Origin of the sequence: Anaerococcus tetradius ATCC 35098, from assembly GCF_000159095.1 — a bacterium.
Taxonomy (GTDB): Bacteria; Bacillota; Clostridia; order Tissierellales; family Peptoniphilaceae; genus Anaerococcus; species Anaerococcus tetradius.
The window spans coordinates 1-15,607 of the sequence record NZ_GG666304.1; the positions used below are offsets into that span (position 1 = coordinate 1).

General features: G+C 25.4%; 15 protein-coding genes and 1 pseudogene. 15 read left to right on the forward strand and 1 reads right to left on the reverse strand.

Annotated features, from left to right (window positions below):
• From HMPREF0077_RS09055 to HMPREF0077_RS09120, 15 genes are all read left to right on the forward strand, one after another.
• Nucleotides 1–569, forward strand: a 569-nt coding sequence (locus HMPREF0077_RS09055) for a single-stranded DNA-binding protein (protein ID WP_004837712.1), incomplete at its 5' end; no start/stop codon positions are given.
• A gap of 291 nt (nt 570–860) precedes the next feature.
• Nucleotides 861–2,408 carry a sensor histidine kinase gene (locus HMPREF0077_RS09060; protein ID WP_004837713.1) on the forward strand — a complete coding sequence of 516 codons (1,548 nt, stop codon included), beginning with the start codon at nt 861–863 and terminating at the stop codon, nt 2,406–2,408.
• Entirely contained in the window at nt 2,380–2,985 is a 606-nt protein-coding gene (locus tag HMPREF0077_RS09065; RefSeq protein WP_004837714.1) for a response regulator transcription factor, read from the forward strand. Before HMPREF0077_RS09060 ends, HMPREF0077_RS09065 begins: the two co-directional genes overlap by 29 nt.
• 144 nt (nt 2,986–3,129) lie before the next feature.
• On the forward strand, nt 3,130–3,300 hold the full coding sequence (locus HMPREF0077_RS10810) for a hypothetical protein (protein ID WP_004837715.1): 171 nt from the start codon (nt 3,130–3,132) through the stop codon (nt 3,298–3,300).
• The gene (locus HMPREF0077_RS09070; RefSeq protein WP_004837716.1) at nt 3,290–5,476 is read left to right on the forward strand and encodes a radical SAM peptide maturase, CXXX-repeat target family; all 2,187 of its coding nucleotides are present in this window, start codon (nt 3,290–3,292) and stop codon (nt 5,474–5,476) included. The genes HMPREF0077_RS10810 and HMPREF0077_RS09070 overlap by 11 nt, the downstream gene beginning before the upstream one ends.
• Before the next feature lies 1 nt (nt 5,477).
• Nucleotides 5,478–5,744 (forward strand): CXXX repeat peptide modification system protein, encoded by a 267-nt coding sequence (locus HMPREF0077_RS09075; RefSeq protein WP_004837717.1) that lies wholly within the window; start codon nt 5,478–5,480, stop codon nt 5,742–5,744.
• Nucleotides 5,737–7,410: an ABC transporter transmembrane domain-containing protein gene (locus HMPREF0077_RS09080; protein WP_004837718.1), complete on the forward strand. Its 1,674-nt coding sequence runs from the start codon at nt 5,737–5,739 to the stop codon at nt 7,408–7,410. The genes HMPREF0077_RS09075 and HMPREF0077_RS09080 overlap by 8 nt, the downstream gene beginning before the upstream one ends.
• A gap of 189 nt (nt 7,411–7,599) precedes the next feature.
• Nucleotides 7,600–7,938: an SdpI family protein gene (locus tag HMPREF0077_RS09085; protein ID WP_019124140.1), complete on the forward strand. Its 339-nt coding sequence runs from the start codon at nt 7,600–7,602 to the stop codon at nt 7,936–7,938.
• Between the two features lie 31 nt (nt 7,939–7,969).
• The gene (locus tag HMPREF0077_RS09090) at nt 7,970–8,188 is read left to right on the forward strand and encodes a hypothetical protein (RefSeq protein WP_004837720.1); all 219 of its coding nucleotides are present in this window, start codon (nt 7,970–7,972) and stop codon (nt 8,186–8,188) included.
• 85 nt (nt 8,189–8,273) lie between these two features.
• Entirely contained in the window at nt 8,274–9,275 is a 1,002-nt protein-coding gene (locus HMPREF0077_RS09095; protein WP_040349705.1) for a radical SAM protein, read from the forward strand.
• Between the two features lie 25 nt (nt 9,276–9,300).
• Nucleotides 9,301–10,074, forward strand: a complete 774-nt coding sequence (locus HMPREF0077_RS09100) for a hypothetical protein (RefSeq protein ID WP_004837722.1) — start codon at nt 9,301–9,303, stop codon at nt 10,072–10,074.
• A gap of 31 nt (nt 10,075–10,105) precedes the next feature.
• Nucleotides 10,106–11,473: a methyltransferase gene (locus tag HMPREF0077_RS10390; protein WP_004837723.1), complete on the forward strand. Its 1,368-nt coding sequence runs from the start codon at nt 10,106–10,108 to the stop codon at nt 11,471–11,473.
• 77 nt (nt 11,474–11,550) lie between these two features.
• Complete coding sequence (locus HMPREF0077_RS09110; RefSeq protein WP_040349706.1) at nt 11,551–12,918, forward strand: radical SAM/SPASM domain-containing protein; 1,368 nt, start codon at nt 11,551–11,553, stop codon at nt 12,916–12,918.
• A 23-nt stretch (nt 12,919–12,941) separates the two neighbouring features.
• Complete coding sequence (locus tag HMPREF0077_RS09115; protein WP_052588112.1) at nt 12,942–13,616, forward strand: SPASM domain-containing protein; 675 nt, start codon at nt 12,942–12,944, stop codon at nt 13,614–13,616.
• Between the two features lie 145 nt (nt 13,617–13,761).
• The gene (locus HMPREF0077_RS09120; RefSeq protein WP_040349708.1) at nt 13,762–15,342 is read left to right on the forward strand and encodes an ATP-binding cassette domain-containing protein; all 1,581 of its coding nucleotides are present in this window, start codon (nt 13,762–13,764) and stop codon (nt 15,340–15,342) included.
• 191 nt (nt 15,343–15,533) lie between these two features.
• On the opposite strand, the pseudogene HMPREF0077_RS11020 reads toward HMPREF0077_RS09120, so the two are convergent.
• A pseudogene (locus HMPREF0077_RS11020) lies at nt 15,534–15,607 on the reverse strand (relaxase); the annotation flags it as partial.

Consider the following 15,607-nt stretch of genomic DNA (forward strand, 5'->3'; position numbering starts at 1 on the left):
AGGGTGTTAATGATGAAAAAGCACTTGAAGAAGTCTATGTTTTATATATGAACAATGACACAACAGGTCTACTAAGTGATGACTTTGACTATATGATAGATGATATGAAAGAACAAGGTAAGATTGTTGAAAATACCAATGAACTTGAAAAAAAAGACGACCTCATAAATCTCGTGGGTAATATAGCAGGTCAAGTAGAAAATCTTGAAAGAGAAAATGCAAATGGAGAAAAATTTAAAGTAAGTAACTTTTCAATTGTTTCGAAAGATGACGATGGAAATAAAATTTATACCAATTGTTCAGCCTATGGAGATAAGGCAAAAGATTTAGAGAGTTTAAAACAAGGAGATTTTGTTAAAATATTTGGTCAAGTAAAAACAAGCATTGATAACAACGGAAAGGAACATAAAAATGTTCGTATTTTGTATTCTAAGCTCTTAAAAGCAAAAGAACAAGTAAAGAGTCAAGACAAGGATAAAAAGTCCATATTAGGGCAAATAAAAAGCTTTAAGACAGATGACAAAACTAAGTCAACTAAGAAAGACCATAGCAAAGGTGCAGAGAGGTAAATATCGGCAGTCTTCGGACTGCCTTTATTTTTTTGTCATGTTGAAACAGATTGTATAATGACGTTATAAAATTTTGGTAGGTTTGATACACAAAAGTTAGCTGTAATTGAATCAATATAGGATTATAATAATATTGATAGAGTATTTGGTGTATTTAATAAGACAATCAAAACCTCAAAAAGTATACTTATGTTCTGGAATTGTATATAATGGATTTAATATAGATGGACTTAATTGTTATAAAGATTTCACAATGACTAGATTAAGTTATTAATTGATAGAAGGAGAACTATGAAAAAGTCAGATTTAAATTTGATTTCACATTTAATATTACAAGTCATTTTATTTATACCGATAATTCCTTTTTTTAAGTATCATCAACAAATAGATATCGGAATTTTTATAATTATTTTACTAGGTATTGTAAACTTTATATCTTATATTATAACAGTGCTAAACTATAATAATAGTTTTATTTTAAAACATAGCACTTTAATTATTGCATTTATTATTTTTATATGTATGGAAGATTCAATATTAATTAAGTTGCAAATAGGCAAACATATAGAATTATTCATTTACAGTTTATTGTTACTTGAAAACTTAGACTTAATATTTTCGATAAAAAAAATTAGTTTTATAAGAATTTTATTAATAATTATTATCGTTGTATCAGCGGTAATAGTGAATTATAATTATTATTTTTCTGATTTATTATATAAATATATAGTAATCATGTTATTTATGAGTCCTTGCATAGCATATTTATTATATAAAAATATACGAAAATATCATTTTAATGAGATGATTTTTTTACAAATTTGCTTCTTATCTTCTTTTTTAATTTTTATAAAGATTAATAGTATAGAAGGTGTATCAGTTAGCGAATATTTGCTTTTGTCATTAATATCAATGGAATTGGTATTGATATATCGAATTATTAGCACAGATATTAAAAAAAGAATATTGTTATTTAGTAATGCAATGAAAAAATTGTTTTTTAGCTATTTTATATTATTTGTTATGCTACTTTTAATAGGCATACCTATAGAGTTAGCAATTTTATTATATTTGTATTATTTTATATTCATATCAGAATTACTATGTTATAGAAAATATAAAAAATATCAGCGAATTACTTTCGATGAAATAATGGATAATTATTATTATGATGAAAATAGGAATATGGAGCTTGAGAGGCTTAATATTTTAAGAATTCAAACTTTTCTACATGATGACATACTTCAAATAATAATTGCTATTCGTAGATGGATTGAAGATAATTTGTCAGGTTCAGGTAAAAAATATATAATACAAAATCTTGATAAATTAAATGATTTAATTCGTCATGAAATAGATTTATTTAATCCAAAACTAAGAGATTATAAATCACTATATGATGCGTATAACAGGCTTATCAAAGATTTAGAGGACATGTATTTGAGTAGAGAAATTTTCATTGAATTTGAATGTGATAAAAGTATTGAATTACCAGCTCCTTATGATGAATTAATATATAAATGTATGAATGAATTATTAATAAATGCATTTAAGCATTCTAAGGGATACAACACGAATATCGTTTTAAAAGTTGAAAAGAGCATGGTTTATTTAACTATAACAAATGTTGGTGACTATGTTGACGATGAAAATAAAATAAAAGATGGGAATATTGGATTGAATATATTACGATTTAACTTGAAAGATTATAGTGGGGATCTTGAATATAAGATATTCAAGAATAATGAAGAATTTGAGGAATCATATGTACAATTTAAAATAAATATTCCTTTAGACAGGAGTGTAATAAATGAGAATTTTGTTAATAGAAGATCATAAAATGGTTGCAACTTCTTTAAAAATGAGCTTAGAGACGGACGAATCTATTTCTGTAGATATAGTAAATGATGTTAAAAACCTAAGTATAAATGAATCCGTCCTTAACTATGATTTGTTACTAATAGATATTAATTTAACAGGTATTGAAGGAACAGTAAATGGTTTGGACTTAGCTGAAAAATTAATAGAAAAGTATAGAGATATTAAAATTGTTATTTTAACAGCATATAAATTAGATTTTTATATAAAAAGGGCAAAGAAAATAGGGTGTAGAGGTTTTATTTCCAAAGAAGAAGAAACAAATAAACTAATTCGGAATATAAAAAATATTGTAGAAAAGGATAAGATAATATTTCCAGAAGAAAACCGTATGTTAGAACCGTTGACAAAATGTGAATTAAAAATAGTGAGATTATATTCGGAAGGTATGTCTAGGAAAGAGTTAGCTAAAGAACTAAATACAAATGTAAGAAGTCTAGCAGTATCTTTATCAAGAATTTATCAAAAGTTAGGTGTTAGAAATTACCAAGAAATGATAGATAAAGTCAGAGAACTAGGATATGTTGATTCATTTTAGAGACAAGCATTAGAATTTTGTAATTCTAGTGCTTTTTTTATTCACAAAAGTTAGCTGAAATAAAAATTTAAATGATATAAGCTTAATAAGAGAATATTTAATGAATTAAAGTTTAAAAAATAGAAAAATTAGAGGAGATAAAAAATGAATTATTCTAGTAAAATTAAAAATGATAAAAATGGAAGAGGTATTACTCCATTTAATGTTTGCAAACTTATGTGTGTGCACACTTGTAGGTATAGTTGTACTGCTAAAAATGCAGCAAAACATCCAAGATTTGGACGTAAGAGCTTAAGTAATAAAAATGACAAATAATACTTTATATAAAGTAGGAAAAGAATTTGATATTTGGAAAGATGGCGTAGCCCAGACATTAACTTTTATTGTAACTGAAGATTGTAATCTGAGATGTAGTTATTGTTATATTACACATAAATCGTCAAATAAGAAAATGTCATTTGATGTAGCTAAGAAATTTATTGATTATGTACTATCAGAAGAAATAATAAGACCCAAAGGAGTTATATTAGATTTTATAGGTGGAGAGCCACTACTTGAAATAAAACTAATTAATCAAATATGTGATTATTTTAAATTAAAAACATATCTATTAAATGATGAATGGTATTGGGATTATAGGATTAATATAACGACAAATGGGATTAATTATGCTAGTAAAGAAGTACAAGATTTTATAAAGAAAAATCAAGGAAAACTTGAAATAGCAATTACATTAGACGGGACTAAAGAAAAGCATGATATGCATAGAATTTTTCCGAATGGAAAAGGCTCTTATGATGAAATAATAAAAAATATAGAATTGTACAAAAATCAATTTCAAGCATCTACCAAAGTTACTTTTTCAAGTAAAGATTTAAAATATTTAAAAGATAGCATAATCCATTTATGGGAATTAGGAATATCTGATGTAGCAGCAAATGTAGTATTTGAAGATGTTTGGCAAAATGGAGATGAAAAAATTTTTGAAGACCAGTTAATTGAATTGGCAGACTATATCCTGGAAAATAGACTATTTGATAAATATTCTTGTACTTTATTTGATGAATCTATAGGTTTTCCAAATAGTAAAGAAATATTAGAAACAGCTTCATGTGGTGCTGGAAAGATGATAGCAGTTGGTCCTGATGGATCATTGTATCCATGTATGAGATATAAAGATTATTCACTTAACAATAAAAAAGAAGTTGTAATAGGTGATGTAGAGAATGGTATAGATTTTGATAAAATAAGACCATATTATCTAATAAATACGAAACTTCAATCTGATGACGAGTGTCTTAACTGTAGAATTGCAAGTGGATGTACTTCATGTTTTGGTCATAATTATGACTCTGCAGATAGTAATACAAATTTTCAAAAGGCAAAGTATATTTGTAAAATGCATAAAGCAAGAGTCAGAGCAAATAATTACTATTTTGCTAAGATATATAATAGGTATGGAATTGAAAAAGAAATTAATAATGAAGGAAGAGGTAAACTTTATTTTTTGTTATCTAATTCACCTGTAAGAACTTGTGCTAGTAGTGATAATAGAAGTGGATCTACTATTATGTCTAATGAAACAATAATGCAAGGATTAGAATATGCTAGAAATAATTTTCTAAGACCAGTATTCATACATAGTAATTATGGAATCAATTTAAATTTCAAAGAGATAGACTTAAAAGGACATAATATTTTTCACTATTGCTCAATAAGAAATCAAGATAGCATAAGAAAAATAACTAATAATTATATCCTTACAATTGAATATCCTAATGACGAAGAGTTTGTAAGAAATATGAAATTAGAAGAAAATATAATATTAAATATATCGTCTGAATATTTAAGTGATATGGAGAATTTTGTAACAAAATTATTCAATAAGACTAACAGGATTAATCTAAATATATTAGACATTGATAAACAATTTAATTATATCCTATATGAAAAACAACTAAAGAATATTTCTGATTATATTTATTACGAATATGTGAATAAAGGAATAATTAAAGAACTAAATGTAATAACTGATGAATTGTTTATGAAAGAAAAAGAATTATGTGATAGTGGATTGAATTCTTATACCCTTGGAAGCAACGAAAAGTTTTATGTTTGTCCAGGATTTTATTTTAAGTTTCCTTTGGATTATATCGGAAGCTTAAAAGATGGAATAAAAGAGAAATACAATAGACATTTATACTCAGAAGAATATTCTCCACTTTGCAATAAATGCAGTATCTGTCATTGTAATTCTTGTAGTTTCGAGAATTATATAAATACAAATGAAGTTAATATACCAGCTAAAAGTTCATGTGTAAAATCTAGTGTAGAATATAGAGTATCTTATAAATTACAGAAAAAATTATCAGAGTTAATGGACTTTGATAGACATATAAAACCATTAAATTATTTAGATCCATTTATTGATGTTTTAGAAAAAAATCCTGTAAATGGAATTTTAAATAAAAAATACTTGGAGGATAACTAAGTTGAAAGAAGTTGGAACATTAACACAGGAAGAATGTAGTCATATAGAAGAGCTTCTTGAAAAGAAAATAGCTTTAGAAAACCTGTTGAAAATTTTATCTGAACGTCAAAAAATTTATAAAAAAGTAAATAGAGATTATAAGAATATAGTAGAAGAATATGAGAAATGGTGGAGAGATACATCCGAAAAATATATGTGGGAAAGTACTGAAAATTCTTTTTGGTCAATTGATTTTAAATCTAGAAAAGTATATTTAGTAGATGAATAATATGTATAATTGGCGTGAACATAAAATAATAATTGACAAATTTATATTATCTCAGAAAAAGAAAATTATATATTTAATAATAGTCATACTATTAGGAATAATTGCAAGTATGGCGATTCCTTATGTATTTGGAAAAATTATTGATTTAATAGTAATAAAAGATTTGCAATTAGTATTAAGGTTTATTCTTATAAGTCTATTTTTAAATATATTTCAAAGCTTAAGCAGTATTTTGGAAGAATGGATAGGCAATATATTATCTGTAGATTGTTCAAATAATATAAAAGAAGCGATGTTCTCTAAAATATTAGACACGAGATATGAATTTTTAAATTCGTATGGTGAAGGGGAACTTGTAAGCAGAATAGAAAATACAGGTGATAAAATAGTCGGTTTCTATATAGAATTATTTTCAAGCATTGTAATGATTTTGTTTAGCATCATTATATCTGCTTACATTATGATTAGGATATCATTAAAATTATTTATAGTAGCGATTATATTACTTCCATTGACTTACGGAATTAACTACATATTTAAAAGTACTATTATTAGTAAACAAAGAGACTATATTGCAAATTTAGATGCATATTCTGATTATCTAATAGATACAATTTCAAATTTAACTGGAATAAAACTAAATAATTTACAAAAAACATTTAAAGGAAACTATAAAAATAGGCTTCAGGATTTAAAAAGAGTATCTATGTCGAATTTGAAAATAAACATGACTGTAACAAGTTTACAAGATTTAATAACTATTATTTTAAGTTCTTTAATATTATTCATTTCAGCAAAATTAATAATATTAGGAAATTTGACATTGGGAAATATAGTTGCTTTTAGTAGTTATATGGAAAAGTTACATTCGTCAATTAAAAACATTGGTGATTTAAACTTATCTTTTAATGAAGTTATTGTAGATTTAGAAAGATATAGGAAAATTATGGATCATGGCAGTGAAAAGAAAACTGATGGAAAGAAATTATCAAAAGTAACTAGTCTTAAATTTAAAAATGTTTCGTTCAAATATGATGATAAATACGTATTGAAAGATTTTTCATTCGAAATATCGAAACCTGGTTTATATGCGATAGTTGGAGAAAATGGATCGGGAAAAACAACAGTATTTAATCTAATAAGTAAACTTTATACTGATTACGAAGGAGAAATTTTGATAAATGGTAATGAGATAAGCGACTATAAAGATAAAGATTTAAGAAATGAAGTTTTGTTTATAGAGAGTAAACCATTTATATTACGTGATAATTTAACTTCTAATATTACATTATTAGAGAAAAAGAAGGTAGATGATCCGCATTTAGAAAAAATAATAAAAAACTTAGACTTAGGGAAAGTTAGAAAACTTAATAGATCAAATATAAAAGATACACTGTCTAAAGGAGAGCAACAAAAAATACAAGTAGCGAGACTGTTGATTAGCAAACAATCTTTGATTTTATTAGATGAAGTTTTATCTGGATTAGATAAAGAAATGAAGGAAAAAGTAATTTCTAAAATAAAAGAAAGAAGTAGGAATAATATTCTAATAATAATTTCACATGAATATGAAATACAAAGGATATGTGATGGAATATTTCTAATGCCTGATAAAAATATTTCAATAAAAAAGTATTCACAAAAGTTAGCTGAAATAAATTTATAAATATTATATAGTTAAAATAGAAATAAGATAGAAGTAGTAATAGCAAAGTAAAGGAGATTTAACATGAAAGAAAAAAATACTACTAAGATTAAGCTTTTTTGCTAGCAATTTGCATGGTTATTTTACCCATAATGATATATTTGCATCTGATGGTTAGAATAAAAGCTAATGAAATGGGAAGGTTTACGTATGAATTTTGAAAAAATTGTAATTAGTCTATTGCCCATAGCAGAACTGTTTTTGTCTTTTTATTATGAGCATATAGCAAATGGGAATATCAGTAAATATAGTGGTTTTAGAACAGCATTAAGTACAAAATCAAAAGAAAACTGGAAATATGCGCATAAGTATGCAGCTAAGTATTTGCGATTAAATGCGATATCTTTTATATTGCTAGATGTAATAATAGTGTTTAGTAATTATCTAAATGTTAAGACTATGACAATTGTAGTTATATTACAAATGTTATTTTATATCATTATTGGATATAGAGTTAATAAGGATTTGTTGAAAAAAGAAAATGGTTAAAATCTATTAAAAATTTAAAGGAGGTAAATTTATGTATATTGAAAATGAAAAAAACAGACCAGTAATACAATCTGACGGTATTGAACCTAGGGGTGTAGTAATAACGCCCGTAACAGTAGCTATTAATGCCAATTTTGGTATTAATGCAAATGCTTACATGAATGTAAATGCAATTACAAATGCTAATGCTAATGTGATAGCGAATGCAAATGGTGGTTTCAACTGCAATTTAACTACTAAAGGGTTTTAAAATGTGAATTTTATTTAGTAATAACCTTATGATTATAAATTTCTAGTATCTAAGAAAATAAACGTGTTTATTGTGGGAGTAATTTATGAATAGCTTAAGAAAACATTATTATTTAATGGGAAAATTAACTGGACCAGTAATGGTTTCTTTAGATGTGACAAATAATTGTAATTTTTCTTGTCTCCATTGTTTTAATAACAGCGGTAGCAAAGTTAGAGTGGATACTGATTGTACAGATGAAGAGATGATGTTTTTAGTAAGTCAAATTATTATGTTAAATCCACATACTGTATGTTTGTGTGGAGGTGAAACTCTTTGTAGGGGAAATTTGCTACAGATAATAAATTCTCTGACTAATAAAAATATTTGTGTAAGTATGGTATCAAATGGTTATCTTATTGACGAAGATATGGCGAAAAAGCTTATAGAAAATGGAATTAAACAAGTACAAATAAGTTTAGATGGGATAGACGCTTTTCAACATGATAATTTTAGGGGGAAAAAGGGAGCGTTTAACCACGCAATAAATGCAATTAAAGAACTTAAAAGAAATAATATTGAAACTTTAGCTGTATCATTCGTTCCAAATAAACTGAATTATAGATATATTGAAGAATTTATTGACTTATGTGTAAATTTAGGTGTTGATTTAATTAGAATGATGCCGTTCATTCCGTCCGGAAGAGGGAAGCATATAGGCAATAATTTAATACTCACTGATAAGGAATACTTTGTTTTTCATAGACACCTTATTAGAAAAAGAATTAGTGTTATAGAAAAAATACGTATTGAATGGGGCGATCCATTAGATCATATGAGGAGAATGCCTATAAATGCTGATAATGGGTTAAATACTTATAGTGTTGAAATTAAGTCAAATGGTGACTTGACTCCAACTACATATTTACCAATTGTTGCAGGAAATTTATTTTTAAAGTCTGCAAGAGAATACTGGGATGAGGGTTATAATTTTGTGTGGAAAAATAAAGAATTAGTAGAAAATGTTAATAAGTTACAGACTATTTATGATTTCGAAGTTTTTGAGCCAGAACCATTTGGAGATACTAAAATTTATATAGAATTATAAATGTTTGGTATTATGGGGGAGATTTATGAAATACGAGATTGATTTTAACGGTATCAAAATAAGAGATGAACTAGAAAATAATATATCTTTATTTGTAAAAGAAAATAATCAGATACTATATTTAAATAGTTTTATAAATGAAATATTGAAAAATAGCAAAAGTGGAATAAATGACACAAAAGAAATTTTTGATATTATTTCAAGTCAAAATAGCGAAGTGATTGATTTAGAAACAGTAGAATTATCTATATATCAGCTAGAAGCTTTTAATGTTTGTAAAATTATTGAAAATGATATTGATATTGTTGGTGATGGAATAACCGTTGGTGGAGAACACTCTTATAGAGAAATATCTAAATTTATTATAGATAATTATAACAATAAATTCTCTTTTATACCTTATGGAAATAAAGATTATTATAATTTGTTTTATGTAAGAGAGCGACAATTCAATAATTATGAATTTAATTTTATAAAATACAAAAATAATAAGATAGTAGCTATAGTAGTTATAGGAATTCCTCCTAGTGGGAGTAGATGTAGTGTTCTTCAGCTAAACGCTTTTATCACAAGTGCTAATAATAAGCAAGAAACTATATGTTTATCTCAAGAGCTATTGGAGTATATTAAAAATGAATATGTGGATGATTATAACAAGTTAAGAATATATACAAATGATTTAATTAATACTTCAGGAGCTAGACTTCTAATAGAAGAAAATAATTTTAAGTTAGTAGCTGAATTAGAAGGTGAAATAGATAAGATATACGATGTAAAAATGTATGATATGATGATTTAATGATTTATCCGAATCATATAAGGAGGGAAAAATGTTCAATTCAGTGGATAAGTGTGCGTATATATTAAGAGATATACTTGACAGGTCTAATTATATTATGATTATAAAACAGTTAAGAGGAGTCTATGATGCTGAAAATCCATGGTATAATTATGATGAAATGAAAAATTTAATTATAAAAATAAATCCACCAAATCGTATTATTTTTGATTTGTTCTATTTAGGACTTGAAGTTGAATATGAATCATTAATCCAAAGTATTACCTTTAATGAAATAAATATTCTTATGTCTTCAGGCATAATTGAAAAGAATGGGGATAAGGTTAAAACTAATGGGGTGGTTATATTAACTTATCAAGGTTTATATATAACAACGGAGATAAATTCTTGGTATAAAAATTGCAAAAATAAACTTACAGATACTTATATAGGCCCAGATAGCTTGTATTTAGCTGAAAATATTAAATTCGATAAAGACGCAATAGTTTTAGATTTATGTAGTGGAACAGGAATACAAGGTATGATTGCAGCAAAGTCTGCAAAAAAAGTAATTTCAATAGAGATAAATCCAAAAGCCGTTAATATTTGCAGATTAAATATATTTTTAAATAAATTGGATAAAATAATTGAATTAAGAAAAGGTAACTTATATAATTGCCTTAACAGTAATGAGAAATTTGATTATATTTATGCAAACCCACCATTTATACCAATGGCAAAGTATATTGAATATCCTATTTGTGGCGATGGAGGAGAAGACGGAACTGTGATTTTAAAAAAGATTACAGAGGGATTAAACGAGTATCTAAAGGATAATGGAGAGGCCATAATCTTTTGCGAATGTTTAGGAAATGACAACAATCCTTTATTTAATGAATATTTAAAAAAGTTAAATAATAATGAAATATTAGCAATATACAGGAATAGAATAACCACTGGTTCTCAAATTTATAGAGTATCTAAGTTACTAAAGCTATACGATGATGCTTTTAATGAGGATAATTTTAAATCTTATATGAAAAAAATATATAATGAACTTAATTGTAATTTTCTATATTCTGTTATATACAAAATAAAAAAATCTGATAAAACAAGTTTTGATATATTAAGTTTTATACATCCATGGACTCCAAATAGCAAAGCTATTTCTAATAACATAAAAGTAAAGTCTGACAATAGAAAGTTCAAAGTTGAAGTTGATGACTTAGTAGTAGGTTGTGTAGATAATGAAGCAAAAAAGTTTATAGAGTTATTGAATAAGGGAAAAACTATTCAAGAAAGTGCAGAAATTATGTTTGATGAATATGGTACAAAATATGAATCTGTTGATAACTTAGAAAATGAATTATTATTAAATGCATTTAAACTTGAAACTTTAGGAATAATAAGAAGATTATAGAAAATATATTAGATTGAAACTTCTATTCGATTAATTAACTAACTACCTAAGATTAACTTCAGTAGGAGGAGGTGCTTTTGATTTCATATAATGAACTACTTACTTTTAATAGATTCAAAGTTTTTGAGTATAACAATAAAAATTATATATTTGATATTGATAGTCCAAAGATGTTTACAGTTGATAATACACTATTATCAATAATAAAAAAAGGATCTATCACAAAAAAAGAATTTCTAGAAAAAAGTGTAAGTATATATGGTGAAGAATACTCAAAAAAAATAATAGATTACTTAAAAAATATCGGTTTTATTAATTATAAAGAAAATGAGCCTAATCAATATGAAATAAATTCAGTTACTTTTTTCATGACTAATAAGTGTAATTTAAAATGTAAATACTGTTACATTAATCAAGATGACGTTTCGACTAATAAAGAGATGGATGAGATAACCTCAAAAAAATGCATTGATTATTTGCTTAAAATATCTAAAAAAGAATTTTTAGTAATAAATTTTTTTGGAGGAGAGCCACTTTTGAATTTTGATGTAATAAAGAGTACAATAGACTATTGCCATCGTCTAGATAGAAAGTTTGTTTTTTCAGTAACTACAAATGGTACTTTATTAGATGCAAAGACAATGGATTTTTTTTTGAAAAATGATGTTGTTATAAATATTAGTATTGATGGTAACAATATTATAAATGATTCAAATAGAATTTATACAAATGGACAAGGCTCACACTCAAAAATTCTTGAAAGTGTTTTAAAATTAAGGAACGAAACTAATTTAAGGGCTATGTCAACTATTACTGATCAAAATCTTGATTTGGTATCTCTATTTAAATATCTTGATAATCTAAATTTCTATGAAGTTAATATGTCACCAGCGTACAATGTTTTAGTAGGAGATAAATTTGATTTATATATTAACAACTATATAGAACTAATAAGATATGCGAGAAAATTGTTAAAAGAGAAAGAGTATTTAAAGCTTAAAAAAATTAATTTAGTTATGGATATATTAAATCAAATTCATTGGTGTATTAAAAGCTATTATGGATGTAGCGCAGGAATTACAGAGTTAACATTTGATGGAAATGGTGATATTTATCCTTGTCATGCATTCGTAGATAATAAAAGATTCAAATTTGGAAATATCAATTCCATACCAGAAAAAATGTTAGAAAATAGATTAAACTATATTCAGAATTTAAAAATTGATTTTTTTAATGGAAAATACAAATGTTCTAATTGTTGGATTAAACATTTTTGTTCTGGGGGGTGTATTTTTTTAAATTTAAACGAAAATAATAGTATTTATAAAACCGTTCCAAGGCATTGTAAAATGAAGAGAAGCATATATGAGAATTTGATTTTATTTTATTTAAATTTAAATCAAGAACAAATTAATGAACTATTTATAAAAACGATGGAGTGTTAGATGGTACTAAGAATATACATGATATGAGAAGGATAAGAAAAAATGGAAGTGGGACATTTGATGAAATAATATCGAAGCTTCATTTATTAAAAAAATACGAAAAAAAGTTAAATGTAGTTATACGAGTAAATATTGATAAAATAAACTATAAAGAGGTTCCTAAATTATTGGAATACTTAAAAAAAGAAGAACTAGACTCTTTTTCTATTGATTTTGGAGTGGTAAGAGGTAGTACAGAATCATGTAACGATTATGAAGATAATTGCATATCGGATAGTAATTTAGGACAAGTTATGTCTGAATTGTGGGATTTAAACTCTGAAGTTGAGAGTAATATATTAACTTATCCTATGAGAAAATGGACATATTGTGGTTTAGATTGCGATAATAATTTTATAATAGATCCTACTGGAAATGTGTATAAATGCTGGGAACATGTAGGAAATGAAAAGCATTTAATGGGTGCTATTTCAGAGAATGGAGATATAACTGGATTAAATCCTAAGTTTTATAAATGGATGACTCAGTCCCCGGTTGATAGTGATTTTTGTGGAAATTGTGTTTATTTACCAGCTTGTGGAGGAGGCTGTCGATCCATTAGTTTTGATAAAAATGTAGATTTCGATTCATCTCAGTGCTTTAAGATTAAAGGTGTGTTAGAAGAGGAAATCAAATTATTTTTTAAAGATAAAATTTGAAAATTATGTGCATTAGAAGGAGGGGAATGACATTATAAGAATTAAGAAAATTAATAACAACTTGATATATGGAATTAAGGAAGTTTTTAATATTTCTAAGTCATATGTTTTTCTTATTATATTATCAGGATTATTATCAGGTGGCATGAAAATTCTAAATGTTTATTTTGTAAAACTCATTGTAGATAGTATAGAAAAAATTAAGGTAAAAGAGTTTGTATTTTTAATATTAGTATTTGTTAGTATTATCATTATAGTTAACATATTGAACGCAATTATATCTAGTATTGTTTTACCAAAAATAAATAATAAAATTGAATTGGGATTGAAGAAAAAAATGTATAACATATATTTTAATATAGATGATATATATGAACCTTATAAATATGACCAATATTTTTTCTCTTTAAAAAATATTGGTGTATTACCAGAGGTTACAAGTCAGATAGGTATATTGGTGAATAGTTTCTTTAGCATTGTTGGGTTATTATATATTTTTTCAGTATATGAGTTTTCAATGGTGTTTTACATGTTTATAGGTGTGATTATATCCTTCATAGCAATAGTTATAAAAAATAAAATTAATTATAATATAACTGTTAAAAATATACCAAATGAAAGAAAAATAGATTATATAAACAGGCTATTCTATGTACCTGATTATTCAAAAGAAGTTAAAACTACAAATGGAGATATTTTCTTTTCTTATTTAAAAAGTGCATATGATAATTTTATATCTGAATATCTAAAAAAAGCCAAAAAAATTGCTTTTTTGGATTTTTTTTCGAAAGCATTAACATCTTTAACTATCGTAATGGTTTTGTTTTTTTTAGGATTTAAAGTTCTTAATGGTGTTTTTACATTTGGAACATTTACTATGTTATTTACTGGTGCACAACAAATACTTTCTGATTTAAATAATCTCTTCTCTAGTTTTCCGCAGATATATTCATTATCACTCAAAGTTGGTAAAATAAGAGAATTTACTGATGTGGGTAACCATAATGAAGTTAAAAAAAGCGATTTAACTAAAATTAAAAAAATAGAATTGAGAAACGTAAGTTACACATATGATAACAAAAAAAATATCTTAAATAATGTGAATTTAGAAATAAATAAAAAAGACGGAGTAATAGCACTTATTGGAGGTAATGGATCTGGTAAAAGTACTGCTATAAATTTAATGTTGGGAATTCTAAAACCATCATGTGGAGAAGTTTTGATAAATGGAATGAACATTGATAATTTTAACATAAATACATATTACGATAAAATTTCTATAGTATTTCAAGAATTCTATGTTTTTTCATTTTCAGTTTATGAAAATATAAGTGGGACAAGTATTATTAATACTAAAAATGAAAATAAGGCAATTGAAGCTTTAAAAAAAGTTGGTCTGTATGAAAAAGTTAAACAATTTGAAAGAGGAATTCATACAGTTATATCGGAAGAATTTGAGAAACAAGATGGTGGATTTTCTAAAGGTGAAATGCAAAAGTTATCACTAGCTAGAGCTATATATAAGGACGGGGATATATTTATTTTAGATGAGGCGGATAGTTTCTCTGACGAGCAGTATAAATCTAAGCTGTCTAAAATAATAAAAGAATTACGATATAAAAAGATAATATTTATAGTGACACACAATAGAGAAATGTTGTCTATAGCAGATAAGACGTACCAATTAAATGAATCAAAAATATCATTAAATAATCAAAATATTTAATGGATTGTGGTTATTTTGATTATTCCTATGACTTTAGTAAATGCAATCACTAAAATAATATTTGTTGTGAGACTTTATGAAAACCTGATAAAATAACTTCTTTATTGATTGAATTTAACATTTGGAATACTTAATTTATAATTAATAGCAAAATGATCTTTGAAAGGGTTATAAGTTTAATTACTTATAGCCTATGATCTCTCCACTTCCTTTCCATAATAATTTTCATAGTTTTTCCTATATTGAACAAGGTCAGAAAATTGTT

Coding starts and splice junctions, on each gene's coding strand:
- HMPREF0077_RS09060 (WP_004837713.1), top strand. CDS start 861: ATGAAAAAGTCAGATTTAAATTTGATTTCACATTTAATATTACAAGTC.
- HMPREF0077_RS09065 (WP_004837714.1), top strand. CDS start 2,380: ATGAGAATTTTGTTAATAGAAGATCATAAAATGGTTGCAACTTCTTTA.
- HMPREF0077_RS10810 (WP_004837715.1), top strand. CDS start 3,130: ATGAATTATTCTAGTAAAATTAAAAATGATAAAAATGGAAGAGGTATT.
- HMPREF0077_RS09070 (WP_004837716.1), top strand. CDS start 3,290: ATGACAAATAATACTTTATATAAAGTAGGAAAAGAATTTGATATTTGG.
- HMPREF0077_RS09080 (WP_004837718.1), top strand. CDS start 5,737: ATGAATAATATGTATAATTGGCGTGAACATAAAATAATAATTGACAAA.
- HMPREF0077_RS09085 (WP_019124140.1), top strand. CDS start 7,600: ATGAATTTTGAAAAAATTGTAATTAGTCTATTGCCCATAGCAGAACTG.
- HMPREF0077_RS09090 (WP_004837720.1), top strand. CDS start 7,970: ATGTATATTGAAAATGAAAAAAACAGACCAGTAATACAATCTGACGGT.
- HMPREF0077_RS09095 (WP_040349705.1), top strand. CDS start 8,274: ATGAATAGCTTAAGAAAACATTATTATTTAATGGGAAAATTAACTGGA.
- HMPREF0077_RS09100 (WP_004837722.1), top strand. CDS start 9,301: ATGAAATACGAGATTGATTTTAACGGTATCAAAATAAGAGATGAACTA.
- HMPREF0077_RS10390 (WP_004837723.1), top strand. CDS start 10,106: ATGTTCAATTCAGTGGATAAGTGTGCGTATATATTAAGAGATATACTT.
- HMPREF0077_RS09115 (WP_052588112.1), top strand. CDS start 12,942: ATGAGAAGGATAAGAAAAAATGGAAGTGGGACATTTGATGAAATAATA.
- HMPREF0077_RS09120 (WP_040349708.1), top strand. CDS start 13,762: ATGAAAATTCTAAATGTTTATTTTGTAAAACTCATTGTAGATAGTATA.